This window comes from Devosia sp. SD17-2 (assembly GCF_029201565.1).
Classification (GTDB): Bacteria; Pseudomonadota; Alphaproteobacteria; order Rhizobiales; family Devosiaceae; genus Devosia.
On the sequence record NZ_CP104002.1, the window covers coordinates 868,386 to 884,718 of the forward strand.

Below are 16,333 nucleotides of genomic sequence, written 5' to 3' on the forward strand. Positions count from 1 at the left end.
TGAAGGTCAGCTGGCGGCCGATGGGCGGTGCTGAACCGGTTTTTCGAGATCGCCGATCCGTGGCTCGACATGTTGGGGATCCTTTTGCGGATCGGGAACGGGCGCGTCGGCGAGGGGATCGTCAGCCTGCTGTTCTGCCAGGAGTTCGGCGGCCAATGTTTCAGCCTCGGCGTCCGTGTCGGCCACAAGCGCGGCGGCCGTGATGGCGCTGGTGCCGAATTCATCGGACAGAAAATGCGCCTCGGCTTTCTTGTCGAAGCCGGATGCGATTGGATCGCGGGGAAGGTTTTCCATTGGAAACTCCTTGGAAAGCTGGTGGTCACCAACGATCCGTGGAGAGCTTGCGTTGCCTTGCGTCCGGCCCAGCTAACCCAGGTCAGCGACGCTCGCGGCTGAGATGGAGGTAGCGGTCGTCGAAGTCGGCGAGCCTGGCGAGAGCCGGCCAGTCGCGAATGGTGATGATGCCACCCTCCCAGGTGATCAGCTCGCGCTGGCGCAGCTCCTGGATCACGCGATTTACGTGAACGGATGAGGTGCCGACGGCATCGGCCAGGGCCGTCTGGGTGACGGGAAAGCTGAAGCGGTAATCGCGGGCGAGACCGATGACTTCGAGCCGACGATAGATTTCGCAGAAGAGATGGGCGGCGCGCTGGGTGGCAGACAGAACGCCCAGGCCGACCAGCCATTCGCGGTGGGTGGCGCCATCAATCAGGGTCAGCAACCAGAACATGCGGGTCAGATGGGGAAAGCGCTCGGTCACCCTGACGAGGTTGTCATGCGGGAAGGTGATTGCATCGCAGGCGGTGAGCGCCCCGACGGAATGGTCCATTTCCTTGAGCAGGAAGCTGTGCAGATCGACGAAGTCGCCGGGCAGATGGATGGCCATCAGCTGGCGTGCTCCGCCTGAGACGAGGCGATAGCGACAGGTAATGCCGCGGGTGAGCAGGATGCTGTTCATCGGGCGGTCGCCCTCGCGGACCAGATCTTCGCCCGGAGCAAACTGCAATCGATCGCGCCCCGCTTCCCGGATAGCCACTTGTTCGTCAGGGCCAAGTACATCGCGCAACCGGATCCGGTCAAAGAACGGCTTTAACTGCCGATCCGGCTCGGGAATATCATCCGCCATGCTCCAACCCTCCAGACCTTGAGCATATGTCGGCTCCGCCCGCCGCACCATCATTGTTATGGCGCGGCGGGGGAGCCCAGAGGCAACGGGGGATCGCCGCGAACGGATGCGTCGGCCGAAAGATTTTTTTATGAGGCGCGACAAAGAGATGGATTAACAGCGCTGGCGCTGCAATAATTCGGGCGGAGGAGATGATCGGGTTTATACCCGGAATGTTAGGTCGGTGACCTTTTGCCACCTATCGCGTTGCGCCATGGTGGAGCCATGTTTTAATGGCCCAGCTGACGTGATCATTTTTCCGTGCGCATCGTCGCGCATTGGGGAAAATTGCGTACAGCGCCCACAGAGGGCGTTAAGTCCATTATGATTTAGTCTAGAGCTTAACCGGTTTTAAGAGCTCAAAGCGTAGTTTATGGAAACAAAGGAGCTGACCATGGCCCTGAAGCGTATTTTTGCGGCTCTTGCGATGGCCCTGACCGCGGCCTCTCCTTTTGGCGCGGTGGCCCAGGATGTGCCAGTCATCACCGTCTCCAGCGCAACCGAGACCGCCACATTCACCCGTGATGAACTCGAGGCCATGAATGTGGTCACCGTCGAGACCACCACGCCCTGGAACGAGGGCGTCGTGACATTCGAGGGCGTGCTGTTCACCGACCTTCTGGCTGAGATCAATGCGGACGGGGAAACCACGGTTGTCACCGCGCTGAACGACTATAGCGTCGACGTGCCCACCGCCGATTTCGCTGAGTTCGGCACGATCCTGGCATTCAAGCGCAACGGCGAATACATGCCGGTTGATGATCAGGGCCCGTTCTTCGTCGTCTACCCATTTGACAGCAATCCGGTTCTGCAGGGGCAGCCCTACTACGGACGCGCTGTCTGGCAGGTCAAGGAAATCACCGTTCATTAGCCCGTCGGTCCCAATATGGCCGACGACCTAGATATGGAAATAGCGTCTTAAACATGCGGTTCTTGCGCACAGCGCTGACCATTGTGATCCTGGGCTTCATTGCCTCGGCCATCTACATCTCCGTCCTGACTTTCCAACGCCAGGTCGCCCTGGAGAGCGTTGGTCTGAACAATGTGACCTGGATGGTGGCGCAGGCCCCCAGCGAGTTCGCCCGGCTCGAGCAAAGGGTGAGTTCCTACGCGGTGGGGGATGGCAGGACCGACGAGGCCGAGGTTCGGCTGCGTTTCGACATTGTGGTCAACCGGCTCAAGACGCTGCGCGCCAGTGCGGTCGAGGAATTCTCCAACTCTGATACGCGCATCGTCGCTATCCTCAATGATCTGGAGGTGGCGCTCGAGGCAACGCGGCCGCTCCTTGCACAGCTCAGCGAGCCGGGCACACCGGCCAAGATCCTCAGCATTCTCGAGCCGATCTATCCCAAGCTGGCGCGGCTTTCGACAGATGCGAATGTCTGGAACATTGCCCGCATCAAGGCGGATCGAGAGGGCCTGTTCCAGCTGCAGTGGGCCTCGTCCTATATCTCGGCAGGCTTGATCGCCTGCGGTCTGTCGCTGATTGCGCTGCTTTTGGTGCATAACAGGCTGCTGGCGCGGGCGCAGACCGTGTTGCAGCAAAAAGAGCGCACTCTGGCGCTGCAGAATGCCCGCTTTGACGCGGCGCTCGAAGCCATGTCGCCGGGGCTCTGCCTGCTCGATGCCGATGAGCGCGTCATCGTCTATAATCAGCGCTTCCTAACCATCTTCGGATTTGACGGCCGGAGCCAGATCGAGGGCCGACGCCTCGCCGATCTCATTTCCACCGACATGCTGCCGGACAGTGCCTCGGGCGATGACCGGGAGCTGGGGGACACAGACGATATCGCGCTGCTCAACGACCATGCCTATCACCTCGACAATGGCACGGTGCTGATGGTGACGCGCGAGCCGACGGGCGAAGGCGGCTGGGTCTATACGTTCGAAGACGTGACCGAGCGGCACAAGGCGCAGGATCGCGTGGTGCACATGGCCCACCACGATGCGCTGACCGGCATGCCGAACCGCATGCGCTTCTGGGACTGCATCAACCAGGCCCTGCGCAGGACCGGCGCCCAGGACAAGCCCTTTGCCGTGCTCTATCTCGACCTCGATCGCTTCAAGGAGGTCAACGACACGCTGGGCCATCCCGTGGGCGATGCCTTGTTGCGCCAGGTCTCGGAACGCCTGCGCAAGGCTGCGGGCGGGGATATGGTGGGGCGTTTGGGCGGCGACGAATTCGCCGTGCTGCACCATTGCACCGACCGGACATTCGAGAGTGCGCGGGATCTGGCCGAGGGGCTGATCGCAGCGGTCGGGCGGACCTACCACATCGATGGCAATGAAATCGTGGTCAGCACCAGCGTCGGTATTGCCCTGTCGTCCGGCGCGTCGATGGATGCGGACGAGCTGATGAAGAATGCCGACCTGGCGCTCTACCAGGCCAAGGCGGATGGGCCGGCCGCCTATCGGTTCTTCTCGCCGCAGATGGAAGAAAAACTGCAGCATCGCCGCAACCTCGAAGCGGATCTGCGACAGGGCCTGAAGCTGGGGCAGTTCGAGCTTTATTTCCAGCCTCTGATCAGCCTTGAGACCGGCGCCATCGTCTTGGGGGAGGCGCTGATGCGCTGGCGCCACCCGGACAAGGGCATGATCTCGCCGGCAGAGTTCATTCCGCTCGCCGAGGAGACGGGGATGATCGGCGCGCTGGGCCACTGGGCGCTGCAGCAGGCGTGCGAGCATGCGCTGCACTGGCCGGACAGCGTGCGGCTCTCGGTCAATCTCTCGCCCGTCCAGTTCCGCGACGAGGGATTGGTCGATGGAGTCAAGGACGTTCTGGAAAACACCGCCCTGGACCCAAAGCGGCTCGAACTCGAGATCACCGAATCCGTCCTGCTGCAGAACAATGCCGCCAATTTCAACGCGCTGCATCGTCTGCGCGGTCTCGGCCTGACCATCGCGCTCGACGACTTCGGCACGGGGTATTCCTCGCTGAGCTATCTGCAGCGCTTCCCCTTCGACAAGATCAAGATCGACCAGAGTTTTGTGCGCGATCTGGGGACGCGTCCGGACAGTTCGGCCATCATTCAATCCATCGCCACGCTGGGGCGCAATCTGCGCATGCAGACCACGGCCGAAGGCGTGGAAACGAAGGAACAGCTCGACATCATCACCGAGGCGGGATGTACCCAGGCTCAGGGCTATTATTTCAGCCCACCGGTGCCCGAGGTGAAGTTCCGGGCCATGTTGAGCGAAAAATCCATCGCCAAAGACGGTGTGCACGTCGCCTGATGCCTGTTGGCGCTGACGGCTGCGGTCGAGGATTAACGGAGGCGCTCTGAGCGTCGCTGCGCCATCATTTTCTCATAAGTTGTGGATTTACCCGCACCTAGGGGCGGCTGTTTTCGTTCGCGCGCATTAGTGACGCGTTTGTCCGTCAAATTTGGGTTAATTTCAGATTACGGGGAAGTGATTATCAAGCAGATTAAATGGTTACTTCTGGTGTAACCCTGTGGAATCTATCTACACCGGCGTGATTTGCTATCTTAATGTCTCAAATTGATGCTGCTCCACCGACTGAATTATTGGAGCATTGGAATGAGCATTCTTGGATTTCTCGATCTGGAAAAGACGCTGTCCAGTATCCTTGGTGGTGGTACGGGCGGCAGTGCCGGCGGCGGGACGGGAGGCGGGACGAGTGGGACCGGAACCGGCGTGGGTCTTGGTGGTGGTGTGCTTTCACCAGTATCGAACCTGATCAGCAATATTACCGGGTCCGGCACGGACGGGTTGCTCGGCGGTGTGCTCGACCTTGGCCTGCTCAATGACAAGGGTGTGGTCCAGCTGACGGTGCTGGGCAATGATCTCATCGTCCTGCCCAATAATGGCGGTATCATCCACTCCGATCTGCTGGGGCCGGGTGGGCTTGGCGGCGGAGGTTTGGGCGGGCTGACCCAGATCATCGAGCTGGAGGGCCTGCTGAGCGACGCGGGCCTGCTCAATCTGACGGGCCTGCTGGACAATGGCGTGCTGTCGCTGGGTGGGCTCCTGGGCGAAGTGCTCAAGCTCTTGAGCCCGACCGGAACGATCGACCCGGATGATCCGATCGACCCGGATGGCGAGGTCGACCCCGATGCCTTCGAGCATCAGCTTATCGGCACGAGCGGCCGGGATATTTTCACCATTCCGACCAAATCCACCTATGTAGATGGATTGGGCGATATCGACATCGCCAATTTTGCCCGCAGCGCCGAAGGCATGGGCTTTGCCGTGGGGCGCAACGGCGTGGTGTTTGCCGATGGGGAGACCGTGTTCTTCATGCGCGACGTGGAGCGCGTGAGCTTTCTTGAAGGCACGCTGCTGCTCGATACCGGCGCGGGCGAAAACGCCGGCATGGCCTATCGCATCTATCAGGCGGCATTCAACCGCACGCCCGATGTGGATGGGCTGGCCTATTGGCTGGCAACACTCGACAGCGGAGCGGCAAGCCTGTCGGCAATCGCCAATCACTTCATCCATTCGCCCGAGTTCATCATGACCTTTGGGACGCCGGAGACGGTGACCAACGCCCGCTTTGTCGAACTGATGTACAGCCATACGCTGGGGCGCGCCTTTGACCGGGCGGGGCTCGACTTCTGGGCGGAGCGGCTCAATTCCGAGGCCTTCAGCCGTGCGGATGTGCTGGCGCAATTCACCGAGAGCCCGGAAAACCAGCAGCGCGTGGCCGAGCAGATCGACAACGGGATCTGGCTGGCCTGAGGCGTTCCGGCCCGCCAGGCGGGCTCGCCTGAAAACAGGCTCATCACGGGGTGCGACCTGATCGCTCGAATTGTCACCTTGTGATGGGCGGCGGCTATCGGTATTTCATAGCTCCTGTCAGCCGCAATTCGCGAACAGAGAGCACCCCCAGCAATGGTCCCACAGTTTCTCGTCACCCATTCTGGCGGCTTTCACGCCGATGAACTGCTTTCCAGTGTTATCCTGACGAGGCTGTTCCCCGAGGCCAAGATTGTGCGCAGCCGCTCTCCGGAGTGGATCACGCCGGCGGAAGACCGCATTATTTATGACGTGGGCGGGGCCTATGATCCCGAGGCGCGGATTTTCGATCACCACCAGCGCGGGGCACCGCTGCGGGATGATGGGCAGCCCTATAGCTCGTTCGGTTTGATCTGGAAGCATTTTGGCGCCGATTATCTGGTCGCGCAGGGTATTCCGGCAGATCGCGTCGGCGATGTGCATGCCAAGTTCGACAAGAGCTTCGTGCTGCCGGTCGATCTCGTGGACAATGGCGCTTATGACGCGACCGGGCCGCTGGCCGGGCTGACGCTGACGGCGCTGCTCGAAACGCTCAAGCCCGCCTTTGACCAGAATTCGCCCGAGGCGGAAGCGCAGGCGTTCCATAACGCGATGGGCATTGCCCGCGCCTTCGTCGAAGCCGCTATCGGCAAGCATGCGGCAAAGCTGCGGGCCGAGGCTGTGGTGATGGGTGCCATTGCGGCGGCCGGGCCGAACCGGGTGCTGGAGCTGCCCATGGGCATGCCGTTCCGGCCGGCGATCGTGAAGGCCGGGGCCGAGCACCTGCTGTTCGTGGTTCATCCGCGCGATAAGGACTGGTGCCTGACCGGTATTCGCCGGGGCGACGAGGGTTTTGAGCTACGCGCCGATCTGCCGGTAGCCTGGGCGGGGCTGACCAATGAGGCGCTGGAAGCCGCGAGCGGGGTGGCGGGCGCGAGCTTCTGCCATAATGGCCGGTTCATCGCGGCGGCCAAGACGCGCGAAGCGGCGCTGGCCATGGCCGAGATTGCCGTGCGCGAGGCGCTGGCAGAGGCGCAGTAAGCGGTTTTGAAGCGGGGGCGCTGAAGCATGTTTGGGCCGAAATTGTTTGACCTCACCGGCAGGAATGCGCTGGTGACCGGGGGCACGCGTGGGCTCGGACAGGCCATTGCACTGGCGCTGGGCAAGATGGGGGCGTCGGTCTGCGTCACCGGGCGGACCCAGGACGGGATCGATGCGGCGCTGAAGGCGCTCCCGGCCGAAGGCGTTAACGCCCGTGGGCTGGTGCTGGACGTGTGCGATGTGGCGGCGAGCCAGACGGCGCTGGCGGGGCTTGATGCAGACTGGCCTATCAATATCCTCGTCAACAATGCCGGCTTTGAAAATGTCGCGCCGTCGCTCGATGTCGATGAAGCGGTGTGGGACGCGATCGTCGACACCAATCTGAAGGGCAGTTTTTTCTGCGCGCAGGCGGTGGCGCGGGGCATGGCGGAACGGGGCCGGGGCGGGGCGATCATCAATCTCTGCTCGCTGACCTCTTATGTCGGTATACCGACCGCCGTGCCCTATGGCGCGTCGAAGAGCGGGCTCCTGGGCATGACACGGGCATTGTCAGCCGAATGGGCGGGCAAGGGCATCCGCGTCAATGCCATCGCGCCGGGCTATTTCCGCACCGACATGACCGAGGGTTTTTACGCTGACGAGGCCTGGGCCACTGGTATGCTGGCGAAAATTCCGCAGGGCAGGTTCGGTTCGATGGACGATGTGGGTGGGGCAGTGGTGTTCCTCGCCAGCGACGCCTCCGCCTATATCACCGGCCAGTGCCTGCCGATCGACGGCGGATACCTCGCCTCGATATAGTGCTAAAGGCGTAGGCGGGCCGGGAGTTTTGCAAAAACGAACGGGATGGCCCTGTCATGGTCTGGACATGGAAGGTCATCTCGTTCTTATAACGCGACAGAGCCGAGACGTGCCTGAGCGAAGAGGTGCCTGCCGATGACCAATGAGCCTCGACCTTCTGTCGCCGTTTCGGTCCGAGACGTCGATATGGTCTTCGATGGCACTCATGCGGTCAAAGGGGCTTCTTTCGACCTCTCCGAAGGGCGGTTCCTGACCATTCTGGGGCCCTCGGGGTCGGGCAAGACGACGCTGTTGCGCATGATCGCCGGCTTCCAGCGGCCGAGCGCGGGCGAGATCTATATTAACGGAACGCCGGTGAGCGCCGCGCCGCCGCACAAGCGCTCGATCGGCATGGTGTTCCAGAAGCTGGCGCTGTTCCCGCACATGACAGCGGCCGAGAACGTCGCCTTTCCGCTCAAGATGCGCCGGTTCGACGCGACGACGATTCCGGCGCGGGTGAAGCGCTATCTCGACCTCGTTCAGCTCGGTCCCTATGCGGATCGGCGGATTCATCAGTTGTCTGGTGGCCAACAGCAGCGCGTAGCCATCGCGCGGGCGCTGGTGTTCGAGCCGGATTTGTTGCTGCTCGACGAGCCGCTGGCAGCGCTGGACCGCAAGCTGCGCGAGGAAATGCAGCTCGAATTCCGCCGCATCCAGCGCGAGCTGGGCGTGACCACGATCAATGTGACCCACGATCAGCGCGAGGCGCTGGTGGTGTCGGACGATGTGATCGTGATGGACAAGGGCGTCATCCAGCAAAAGGCCGCGCCGTCCGATACATATCGAACGCCGGCCAATGCCTTTGTTGCCGGCTTTATCGGGGTGACCAATTTCCTCTCGGGCCGGGTGAGTGCTGTCGACGGCGATGTCGTGCAGTTCGAGGCTGCGGGCGGCGCACTGGCCGGACACTGGTCTGCACCGGGCGCGCCGAGTGTCGGCGGCAATGTGACGGGCGCCTTGCGGGCCGAGCAGATCCGGCTGGGCGCCAGCGAGGCCGAATTGGCCTTGTGCCAGACGGTTAGGGCTGGCGTCGTGCGGGATGCGATCTTTGAGGGCGAGCGCATTGTCTACGAGATTGCGCTGGCGAGTTCGCCTGATACGCTTCTGCGGGTTTTTGACCACGACCCGACCACACACAAGCAATTTGCCATTGGGGAGACGATGGCGATGGGGTGGAATGCACGCGACGTGCTGATCTTCCCCAATTAAGGCCGGCTGGGTTCGGCTGCATCTGGAGAGAATGGGATGACCAAGACAAAATCGATCCTCGCCCTGTCGCGACGCCGGTTTCTCGGCGGTGCGGCTGCACTGGGTGGGCTGGTAGCGACCGGCTGGACCGGCAAGGCTTTCGCGCAGGAGCCCGAAAAGCCCGCCGAAATCATCGTACGCGCCTGGGGCGGTTCGTGGGTAGCGAGCCTGCAGGCCGGCGTCTCCGATCCGTTCACCGCGGCCACCGGCATTGCCGTGCGTCACGATCTGACCGAAGACAATGAAATCCAGCCCAAGGTCTGGGCCGCCGTGGCGCAGGGCCGCGTGCCCCCGATCCACATCAACTGGGATACGACGACCAACGCCACCAAGTCGGCGCTGCGCGGCATCACCGAAGATCTCTCGGACCTGCCGAACCTGGCCAATGTGACCGTGCTGGCGAAGCCCGTCGGCATGGAAGGCTATCCGATCGTCAACACCTATGGCTATGTCTATGTGCTGGCCTATCGCCCCTCGGCCTTCCCCGAAGGCGCGCCGACCTCGCTGCAGGTGCTGCTTGATCCCAAGTTCAAGGGCCGTATCGCGCTCTACAACGACGGCATCGGCTTCCACTTCCCGGCACAGGTCGCCGGCGGCGGCAAGCTCGAGGATATCCCCGAGAACATGGACGCGGCCTGGGACTTTATCGCCAAGGTCAAGGAGCAGCAGCCGCTGCTGGGCGAAGATCCGGACTTCACCAACTGGTTCCAGAACGGCGAAATCGACCTGGCTGTGACCATTTCGACCAATGCCCGCGAAGCCATGAAGAACGGCATCGACCTGGCATGGACCGTGCCGGAAGAAGGCTCGAAGTTCGAAACCGATGGCCTCTGGATCCCCAAGGGCCTGCCGGAGAACGAGCTCTACTGGGCCAAGCAGTACATCAACTTTGCGCTGACCCAGGAAGCCCAGCAGGTCTGGCTTGATGGTCTGGGTCTGCCGGGCGTGGTGCCGGGGCTGACGCCTCCGGAAGGTCTGGCGGGTGATCCGTCCTATCCGACCGAGCCGGAAGATTTTGAACGCCTCATCCGCATCCCGACCGCGATCCAGGTCGAGCATGAGAGCGAATGGTTCGGCAAGTTCAAGTCGATCATGCAGGGGTGATTGTCGCCTGTTGGGTGAAGGGGCGGGGTCTCGACGAGAGGCTTTCACCCCTCACCCTGACCCTCTCCCCTGAGGGGAGAGGGGACGCAGGAGCCGCGGGGGCAGGGGGTGACCCAGGGCACCCCACCCCACCCCTCCCCACGAGGGGGAGGGAGAAGAATGGTGCTGGTCACGGCCAGCACCTCCATCCCACGGCTCTCGCAGGAGGGGCGCGGGAAGAGAGTGCCACGGAGTAATTCATGTCCAAAGCCGCTTATCCCCTGCGTTGGCGGGTCATGGATGGTCTGGAGGCCGTGGTGGCGGCACTGTGGCCGAAGAATTTTGCGCGGGCGCTGCCCTATGTGATGGTGCTGCCGGCGATCCTTCTGGTGATGCTGCTGGTCATCGGTCTCGTTCAGATCGGGGATTCGAGCGCGCGCACGCTGGATCGGTCTACCTTCCTGCCTTCGGATTATTACACCGGCGAGAATTACGGGCGCATTTTCACCGATGGGCTCTATTGGAGCATATTGTGGCGGAGCCTCCTCGGCTCGCTGATTGTCACGGCGGTCAGCCTCGTCTTCGCCTTTCCCTATAGCTATCTCATGGTGCGCACGCCCTCGGCGCTGCTGCGCAAATTTCTGCTGATCGCGCTGTTCCTGCCCTTCTTCATCGGGCAGGTGGTGCGGGCCTATGGCTGGCTGATCATTCTGGGCAATCAGGGGGTGGTCAACGAGATGCTGGGGCTGATCGGCATCGCGCCGATGCGGCTGCTCTATAATTACCCCGCCGTGCTGTTCGGGCTCGTGCAGTACATGATCCCCTTTGCCGTGCTGATGCTGGCGCCGGCGCTGACGGCGATCCCCGAGGAAATGGAGTCGGCGGCCAATTCGCTGGGGGCCAATTGGTGGAGCACCTTCGTGCATGTGCTGTTGCCGATGGCCAAGCCGGGCCTCGTGGGGGCAGGGCTGGTCGTGCTGACGCTGTCGCTGACCGATTTTGCCATGCCGGCCATTCTGGGCGGCGGGTCGCAGGATTTCATCGCCAATGCGATCTATGACCAGTTCTTCCGTACGTCGGACCAAGGCATGGGGGCGGCGCTGACGCTGATCCTTGTCGGGGTGGGTTCGCTTCTGGTGGGAATTGTCTTCACACTCTTTGGGGCCGGGACGCTGGCCATGGGGAGGGAGAAGAAATGATCCAGCCACTGAGCAAGTCCATCGTTATCTGGACCATGGTGATCGCGGTTCTGGTGGTGCTGTCGGCACCGACCATTGTGGTGCTGGGCGCCTCGTTCACCTCGGGCAATATCATCAAATTCCCGCCCGATGGGTTCTCGTTGCAATGGTACGCCAAGATCGCCATGGCGGCCGATCTGCGCAATGCGTTCCTCCGCTCGCTAGCGGTGGCGTCCATCTGCACGCTGATCGCCATTCCGGTGGGCACGCTGGCCGGGATCGCGCTCTCCAAATATGCGATGAAGTTCGAAAAGACGCTGCAGATCTATCTGCTGCTGCCCTTTACCGTGCCGCTGATCGGCTCGGGGATCGGGCTCATGCTGCTGTTTGGGCAGTGGGGGATGCTGGGGCAGATCTGGCCGATCGGCATCGCCTGCTGCGTGATCAATCTGCCCTTCATGATCTGGGCGGTGACGGCGAGCGCCTCGAGCCTTGATCCTGATCTGGAGCTCGCCGCCGCCAATTGCGGGGCGCCGCCGGTCGCGACCTTCTTCCATGTGACGCTGCCGGCCGTGTTGCCGGGGGTGATCAGCGGGTCGCTGCTGATGTTCATCCTCGCGCTCAACGAGTTCCTCGTGAGCCTGCTGCTCACCGATGCGCGCACGGTGACGCTGCCGGTGCAGATCTACAATTCCATCCGCTCGATCATCACGCCGGATCTGGCTGCCATTTCGGTGGTGTTCATTGTCTGCGCGGCGCTGGTGATTGCCCTCCTCGACAAGCTGGTGGGCCTCGATATTTTCCTCAAGTCCAAGTGACGCCACGGCGTTGCCAATGCGAGTGATGTTTCATGTCTGACGTGTCCTTTTACGATTATGCCGCGCTCTCTGCCGAGGAGAAGGCCGCGCTGCTCCGTCGCTCGGAAGCCGATCTTTCGGGCGTGATCGAGAAGGTCAAACCCATCATCGAGGCGGTGCGCACCGAGGGCGATGTGGCGCTGGCGCGGTTTGCGCGGGATTTCGACCGGGCCGAGAATGTGACGCCGCACAATCTCAAGGTGACCGAGGCCGAGTTCGAAGCGGCCTTCAAGCTGGTGGACCAGAAGGTTATCGACGCCATTCAGTTCGGCATCGACAATATCCGCAGCTTCCACGAGGAGCAGAAGCCCGAGACGATGTGGATGAAGGAAATCCGACCCGGCGCCTTTGCCGGGGACCGGTTTACCCCCATCCAGTCGGTGGCGCTCTATGTGCCACGCGGCAAGGGCTCGTTCCCGTCCGTGACCATGATGACCGCTGTGCCCGCCGTGGTGGCGGGCGTGCCGAACCTGGCTATCGTGACCCCGCCTGCGCCGGATGGCTCGGTGGATGCGGCAACGCTGGTGGCGGCGCGGCTGGCGGGTGTGAGCACGGTCTATAAGGTGGGTGGCGCGCAGGCGGTGGCCGCGATTGCCTATGGCACCGAAACCATTCTGCCGGCGCTGAAGATCGTTGGCCCGGGCAGCCCCTGGGTGGTGGCGGCAAAGCGCCTGCTGTCAGGCGTGATCGACACCGGTCTGCCGGCTGGCCCGTCCGAGGCGCTGATCTTTGCCGATGACACGGTCCATGGCGGGCTGGCAGCGCTCGATCTGCTGATCGAAGCCGAGCACGGGCCGGATTCCTCGGCTTATCTGGTGACGCATTCCCGCCGCGTGGCTGAAGAGGCGCTGGCCGAACTGCCGGGGCTGTGGGCGCAGATGACGCCGCAGCGGGTGGAATTTTCGCGCACCGTGCTGACCGGCAAGACGGGCGGCGTGATCCTGACTTCCTCGATTGAGGAGAGCTATGAATTCGTCAATTCCTATGCGCCCGAGCACCTCGAAATCCTCTCCAAGGAGCCGTTCGACCATCTGGGGCGGATCAGCGAGGCGTCGGAAATCCTGCTGGGCCAGCATACGCCGTGCTCGATCGGCAATTTCGGTCTTGGACCCAATGCCGTGCTGCCGACCAGCCGCTGGGCGCGCACCTATGGGCCGCTGTCGGTGACTGATTTCGTCAAGCGCAGCTCGATCGGTTATGTGACGGCCGCGGGCTTCCCGCTTCTGGCCGGACACGCCCATGAGCTGGCGCTTTATGAGGGCTTTTCGTCCCATGCGCTGGCGGTGTCGGATCTGCGCCAGAAATATGTGAAGTAGGCGATGAAAGCGGTTCGCCTACACGCCGTTCGCGATTTGCGGTTCGAGATCATCGATGCGCCCGGGGCGCCGGAGCCCGGATGGGTGCGGGTGGATGTCGAGGCCGCGGGGATCTGCGGCTCGGACCTCCATAATTTTGCTACCGGGCAGTGGATTTCGCGGGCGCCGAGCGTGGCCGGGCATGAATTTGCCGGGCGGATCGCGGCAGTGGGCGCGGGCGTCAGCGGGTTTTCCGTGGGCGATGCTGTGGCCGTGGACTCGCGCTTCTGGTGTGGCGAATGCCGGATGTGCCGGGCGGGCGAACACAATGCCTGCGAAAAACTGGGCTTTGTCGGCGAGGTCTGCGATGGCGGCTTTGCCGAGCAGGTCTTGCTGCCGGCACGGCTGGTAATGCGGCGGCCGGACGATCTCGACGGCAAGGTCGCGGCCATGGCCGAACCGCTGGCGGTGGCGCTGCACGCAATCGCCAAGCTGGCGCCAGCTGCGGGTGCGCCAGTGCTGGTGGTCGGCTGCGGGACGATTGGCGGGCTTTGCGCGCTGGCGCTGTCACGGGGGCATGATGGGCCGATCCTGCTGGCAGATAGAAACGCCGAGCGCGTGGCGGCCGTCGCGGCGGCGACGAGTGGCAAGGCTGTGGCGCTGGACGCGGCTGACATCGAGGTGGCACTGGATGGCGGGCTGCTGCGCGATGTGATCGACGCAACGGGCAGTATTGCCGCGCTCGAAGCTACAATCCCGCTGATGGGGCCGGGGTCGCGCCTGGCGCTCGTCGGGATCAGCCATGGGAAATTGGCTCTGGACCCCAATGTGCTGGTGGAGCGCGAGATTTCGCTGATCGGGTGCCACGCGTTTCGCGATGAACTGGGCGAGGCGGTGGCGATGGCGGCGGAATTGCGCGATGTGCTGCCGCAGTTTTTCAACGAAGTGATTGGGCTCGAGGAGGTTCCGGCGGCGTTCGAGCGGCTGCTGGCGGGAGAGGCCAAGGGGCTCAAGACCATCATCGCCATCGGCAAGGGCGTGGGCGCGTGACGACGATGAGCCGGACAGCAGAAATTCGCGCGGTTTCGCAGCATGACAGCGCAAAAGCGGAAGCCATGCTGGCCGATCTGCTCGCCGATCTTTTTGGCATTGCGTCCAAAAATGTGAAGATCAACTACGACCAGTATAGCCTCAATTCGCTCAACGGTTTTTTCGAGACCGAGGACGGCGAATTCTTCTTCAAATTCCATCAGGAGGAAGGCGAAGAGGCGATGAGCGGGGAATATTACCGGGCCGATATTCTGGCACGGGCGGGGCTGCCGGTGGATCAGGCGGTGCATATGTCGGTGCTGCCGGGTGAGCAGATCCTCGTCTATCGGCGGCGGCGCGATCCGCGCTTTTCCGACGTGCTGCGGGCGCTGGACCTTGCCGATGACGCTGCGGCGCGCGAGCGGGCCGTGGCGGCGGAGGCGGCGCTGTCGGCCAAGGTGGTGACTGTTTACGAGCAGTCGCTCCATCCGATCACCCCGGAAGAGGCGGCGGCCGAGCCGATCAACCGGCTGTTTTTCGAGCGGCTGATCGATCCGCCGACGGGGGAATTTCCGGGCGGGCGGCTGAAGAGCTTTTATGTCGGCCAGGATTTCACGTTTCCCGGGGTGACGCTGGGCTGGGAAGAGTTTTCCCGGGCGCGGTTTGTCGTTAATGGCGTGGCTTACCAGCGCAGTGTCGGAGACTTGTTCGCGGCGGCGCATCAGCGGCTTAATCCGCTACGTCTGGCCGATGCGGGCGGCGTGGTGGCGCATGGCGACGCGCATAATGCCAATGTCTGGTACACCGAAGCCGATGGCGCGGCGGAACTGAGCTTTTTCGACCCGGCCTTTGCGGGCGAGAATGTGCCGACGCTGCTGGCCGAGGTGAAGACGACGTTCCACAATATCCTCGCCCATCCGCTCTGGCTCTATGACCCCGACGCCGTGGCCGAGCGTTATTCGGCCGAGGCGCGCTATGCTGATGGTGTGCTGAGCGTTGAAACCAACTGGGCGCTGACGCCGGTGCGGCGGGATCTCCTGCGCCTCAAGGCGGAGGCAAGCTGGAAGCCGCTGCTGACCCTCCTCAAGGCGCGCGGGATGCTGCCAGCGGACTGGCGCGAAGTGATCCGGCTGGGGCTCTTCCTCTGTCCAACGCTGGTGATGAATTTGCGGGCCGGGGCCGCGCGGCATAATCCGATGTCGTCGTTGATCGGGCTGGCAAATGCCGTGCGGGTTGGCAGCGAGCCCGATGGCACAGATTTCATGTCGGAATTCTTCGATGCAATGACGCCTGACTGATCCGGCGGAAGCAAAAATCCATGGCCTGTCTCTATTTGCGTTCGGGAGCGAGTTGGTGGCGCGGTTCTGCTTTGCTCTTGATTTCGGAACGCGTTGATGCCATTGTATGGGCTACGTTTTCAGCCTAAGTCGGCTGCTGCTTCCGATCATTTTCGGTTCTGGCTCGCTTTGAATTGCAAACGTCTTCGGCTTCCCTGGCATGTCGCCCCGGAAGAACCGCTCGTTTGCCTGCGCTTCGAGCTAGAATAAGGAATAATCCCATGGCAGCCTACAACGGTACCGTGAAGTTCTTCAACACCACCAAGGGCTTCGGCTTCATCTCCCCCGACAACGGCGAGAAGGATGCATTCGTGCACATCTCCGCTGTGCAGCGTTCGGGCATCGATGGCCTGTACGAAGGTGACAAGGTTTCCTACGACCTAGAAAGCGGCCGTGACGGCAAGGTTTCCGCTGTCAACCTGACCCTGCTGAAGTAATTCACGGATAGAATTTTGATGCCTTCGGGCGTCGGAGCCGTCGCAGCAATGCGGCGGCTTTTTTTGTTTTTGGGAGTGGGAAGCGGGCG

The 16,333-nt window shown here is 62.5% G+C and carries 15 protein-coding genes; 13 read left to right on the forward strand and 2 right to left on the reverse strand.

Features of this window, described 5'->3' with window-relative positions:
- Positions 1-6: 6 nt before the first annotated feature.
- Entirely contained in the window at positions 7-294 is a 288-nt protein-coding gene (locus NYQ88_RS04350) for a hypothetical protein (protein ID WP_275653747.1), read from the reverse strand.
- A gap of 82 nt (positions 295-376) precedes the next feature.
- Positions 377-1,126, reverse strand: coding sequence for a Crp/Fnr family transcriptional regulator (locus tag NYQ88_RS04355; RefSeq protein WP_275653748.1), 750 nt, complete (start codon positions 1,124-1,126; stop codon positions 377-379).
- A gap of 433 nt (positions 1,127-1,559) precedes the next feature.
- On the opposite strand from NYQ88_RS04355, the gene NYQ88_RS04360 reads away from it, so the two are divergent.
- From NYQ88_RS04360 to NYQ88_RS04420, 13 genes are all read left to right on the forward strand, one after another.
- Complete coding sequence (locus NYQ88_RS04360; RefSeq protein WP_275653749.1) at positions 1,560-2,036, forward strand: molybdopterin-dependent oxidoreductase; 477 nt, start codon at positions 1,560-1,562, stop codon at positions 2,034-2,036.
- Between the two features lie 53 nt (positions 2,037-2,089).
- On the forward strand, positions 2,090-4,399 hold the full coding sequence (locus NYQ88_RS04365; protein WP_275653750.1) for an EAL domain-containing protein: 2,310 nt from the start codon (positions 2,090-2,092) through the stop codon (positions 4,397-4,399).
- A 306-nt stretch (positions 4,400-4,705) separates the two neighbouring features.
- Complete coding sequence (locus NYQ88_RS04370) at positions 4,706-5,866, forward strand: DUF4214 domain-containing protein (RefSeq protein WP_275653751.1); 1,161 nt, start codon at positions 4,706-4,708, stop codon at positions 5,864-5,866.
- 153 nt (positions 5,867-6,019) lie between these two features.
- Positions 6,020-6,943, forward strand: coding sequence for an MYG1 family protein (locus NYQ88_RS04375; protein WP_275653752.1), 924 nt, complete (start codon positions 6,020-6,022; stop codon positions 6,941-6,943).
- 27 nt (positions 6,944-6,970) lie between these two features.
- Positions 6,971-7,741, forward strand: a complete 771-nt coding sequence (locus tag NYQ88_RS04380) for an SDR family oxidoreductase (protein ID WP_275653753.1) — start codon at positions 6,971-6,973, stop codon at positions 7,739-7,741.
- Positions 7,742-7,876: 135 nt separating this feature from the next.
- Entirely contained in the window at positions 7,877-8,989 is a 1,113-nt protein-coding gene (locus NYQ88_RS04385; RefSeq protein WP_275653754.1) for an ABC transporter ATP-binding protein, read from the forward strand.
- 36 nt (positions 8,990-9,025) lie between these two features.
- The gene (locus NYQ88_RS04390; RefSeq protein WP_275653755.1) at positions 9,026-10,132 is read left to right on the forward strand and encodes a PotD/PotF family extracellular solute-binding protein; all 1,107 of its coding nucleotides are present in this window, start codon (positions 9,026-9,028) and stop codon (positions 10,130-10,132) included.
- A 239-nt stretch (positions 10,133-10,371) separates the two neighbouring features.
- Positions 10,372-11,310 (forward strand): ABC transporter permease, encoded by a 939-nt coding sequence (locus NYQ88_RS04395; RefSeq protein ID WP_275653756.1) that lies wholly within the window; start codon positions 10,372-10,374, stop codon positions 11,308-11,310.
- Complete coding sequence (locus NYQ88_RS04400) at positions 11,307-12,107, forward strand: ABC transporter permease (protein ID WP_275653757.1); 801 nt, start codon at positions 11,307-11,309, stop codon at positions 12,105-12,107. Before NYQ88_RS04395 ends, NYQ88_RS04400 begins: the two co-directional genes overlap by 4 nt.
- Positions 12,108-12,139: 32 nt before the next feature.
- Positions 12,140-13,462, forward strand: a complete 1,323-nt coding sequence (gene hisD / locus NYQ88_RS04405) for a histidinol dehydrogenase (RefSeq protein WP_275653758.1) — start codon at positions 12,140-12,142, stop codon at positions 13,460-13,462.
- Between the two features lie 3 nt (positions 13,463-13,465).
- Positions 13,466-14,491 (forward strand): alcohol dehydrogenase catalytic domain-containing protein, encoded by a 1,026-nt coding sequence (locus NYQ88_RS04410; protein WP_275653759.1) that lies wholly within the window; start codon positions 13,466-13,468, stop codon positions 14,489-14,491.
- A 65-nt stretch (positions 14,492-14,556) separates the two neighbouring features.
- Complete coding sequence (locus tag NYQ88_RS04415; RefSeq protein WP_275654840.1) at positions 14,557-15,768, forward strand: hypothetical protein; 1,212 nt, start codon at positions 14,557-14,559, stop codon at positions 15,766-15,768.
- 260 nt (positions 15,769-16,028) lie between these two features.
- Positions 16,029-16,244, forward strand: a complete 216-nt coding sequence (locus tag NYQ88_RS04420) for a cold-shock protein (RefSeq protein WP_275653760.1) — start codon at positions 16,029-16,031, stop codon at positions 16,242-16,244.
- Positions 16,245-16,333: the final 89 nt, after the last annotated feature.

Excerpts from the sequence above, each read along its gene's own strand:
- NYQ88_RS04350 (WP_275653747.1), bottom strand. The coding sequence starts at position 294 with ATGGAAAACCTTCCCCGCGATCCAATCGCATCCGGCTTCGACAAGAAA.
- NYQ88_RS04355 (WP_275653748.1), bottom strand. The coding sequence starts at position 1,126 with ATGGCGGATGATATTCCCGAGCCGGATCGGCAGTTAAAGCCGTTCTTT.
- NYQ88_RS04360 (WP_275653749.1), top strand. The coding sequence starts at position 1,560 with ATGGCCCTGAAGCGTATTTTTGCGGCTCTTGCGATGGCCCTGACCGCG.
- NYQ88_RS04365 (WP_275653750.1), top strand. The coding sequence starts at position 2,090 with ATGCGGTTCTTGCGCACAGCGCTGACCATTGTGATCCTGGGCTTCATT.
- NYQ88_RS04370 (WP_275653751.1), top strand. The coding sequence starts at position 4,706 with ATGAGCATTCTTGGATTTCTCGATCTGGAAAAGACGCTGTCCAGTATC.
- NYQ88_RS04375 (WP_275653752.1), top strand. The coding sequence starts at position 6,020 with ATGGTCCCACAGTTTCTCGTCACCCATTCTGGCGGCTTTCACGCCGAT.
- NYQ88_RS04380 (WP_275653753.1), top strand. The coding sequence starts at position 6,971 with ATGTTTGGGCCGAAATTGTTTGACCTCACCGGCAGGAATGCGCTGGTG.
- NYQ88_RS04385 (WP_275653754.1), top strand. The coding sequence starts at position 7,877 with ATGACCAATGAGCCTCGACCTTCTGTCGCCGTTTCGGTCCGAGACGTC.
- NYQ88_RS04390 (WP_275653755.1), top strand. The coding sequence starts at position 9,026 with ATGACCAAGACAAAATCGATCCTCGCCCTGTCGCGACGCCGGTTTCTC.
- NYQ88_RS04395 (WP_275653756.1), top strand. The coding sequence starts at position 10,372 with ATGTCCAAAGCCGCTTATCCCCTGCGTTGGCGGGTCATGGATGGTCTG.
- NYQ88_RS04400 (WP_275653757.1), top strand. The coding sequence starts at position 11,307 with ATGATCCAGCCACTGAGCAAGTCCATCGTTATCTGGACCATGGTGATC.
- hisD (WP_275653758.1), top strand. The coding sequence starts at position 12,140 with ATGTCTGACGTGTCCTTTTACGATTATGCCGCGCTCTCTGCCGAGGAG.
- NYQ88_RS04410 (WP_275653759.1), top strand. The coding sequence starts at position 13,466 with ATGAAAGCGGTTCGCCTACACGCCGTTCGCGATTTGCGGTTCGAGATC.
- NYQ88_RS04415 (WP_275654840.1), top strand. The coding sequence starts at position 14,557 with ATGCTGGCCGATCTGCTCGCCGATCTTTTTGGCATTGCGTCCAAAAAT.
- NYQ88_RS04420 (WP_275653760.1), top strand. The coding sequence starts at position 16,029 with ATGGCAGCCTACAACGGTACCGTGAAGTTCTTCAACACCACCAAGGGC.